This window comes from Rubellimicrobium aerolatum, from assembly GCF_017872975.1.
Taxonomy (GTDB): Bacteria; Pseudomonadota; Alphaproteobacteria; order Rhodobacterales; family Rhodobacteraceae; genus Rubellimicrobium; species Rubellimicrobium aerolatum.
Map to the genome: position 1 here is coordinate 1 of NZ_JAGGJP010000059.1, position 1066 is coordinate 1066.

Sequence of the window (1066 nt, forward strand, 5' to 3'; positions counted from 1 at the left end):
CGTGCCACCCCAGACCCCGATAGTGTCCATCATCCACAAGCGGACACTATCCCTCGGCATCTCCGACCGTCAGAGCAGCTAGACCAGACGCTTACTTCAAATCCTGCCCCCGCAACCAACCGAAACGACTGACGATGCAGACAGCCCAGAAGAGACCCTGGGCTGTCTGCATTTGGGTTGACGACCTTGAGCCCCCGCCATTGGTGGGGGCTTTGTCGTTTGCGGAAGAGGGGAAAGGACGCCGAGCAGGGCTCCCGCCGCCACGGCCGGCCGGGTCGCCATCAGGCTTGTCGTGGGCGCCGCCGAGTTCCAGCAGCACCCGGAGATCGCCATTGATCGTGAGCTGGTGGCACTTTTGATCTGGATCGTAGGTGACGGTCACCTTCTCGATGAGGCTGCGCAGCATCTCGCTGGCCCGCCCGAGCGCCTTCTCGTGGGACAGGCTCGCGACGGTGTCTTGGACATGCGCCCGGTAGACCAGCGGGAGATCCTCGGGAAGGCTGATCCGCTGAGGCGTCGCGGCGCTCCGCCGGGCGCGAAGCTCGGCCAGATCAGCTTCCGCGATCTCGAGCGCTTGGCTCAGGGACAGGCTGAACCGTCCCATCCTGACAGCCCCAACCAAGTTCGTCACCTCCTTCTCGCGAAGGCCGATCTGGTGGTCGAGAATCTCGAGCTCGGCCGTCTGCCTCCTGTTCACCGCCGTCAACTCGGCCTCCACTCGGCTTCGGAAGGCTTGGTAAGCCTCCTCCTGCATCAGGTGCGCTGAAGGCTCGAAAGCGCCTGATCCTCCTCCTCTTCCTGTCGGACACCCGGCATGCCCTCGCAGATGGCGGGGCCTTTCTGGCGCGCGTTCGCGCAATAGTAGCGCTTGTCGCCTGAGCCCGCGATCGTGAGCTTGCCCCCGCAGCGGCCGCAAACAAGGATGCCCGAGAGCAGGTACTTCGGCCGACGCAGCGCCTGGCTCGCGGAGAGACCCGAGGGCTCATCCCGTCTGGTGCTCAAGAAGGGGCGCCTGAACGAACGTAACCGCTTGTAGCGCGACGATCTGGGTGAGGTGAGCGCGACA

2 protein-coding genes are annotated in these 1066 nt (G+C 64.6%); both read right to left on the reverse strand.

What is annotated here, in order from left to right; genetic code table 11:
• Positions 1 to 91: 91 nt before the first annotated feature.
• Positions 92 to 706, reverse strand: a complete 615-nt coding sequence (locus J2Z33_RS18090; RefSeq protein ID WP_209843649.1) for a hypothetical protein — start codon at positions 704 to 706, stop codon at positions 92 to 94.
• 47 nt (positions 707 to 753) lie between these two features.
• Positions 754 to 1066 (reverse strand): recombinase zinc ribbon domain-containing protein (locus J2Z33_RS18095; protein WP_209843651.1); only part of this gene is annotated, 313 nt, incomplete at its 5' end.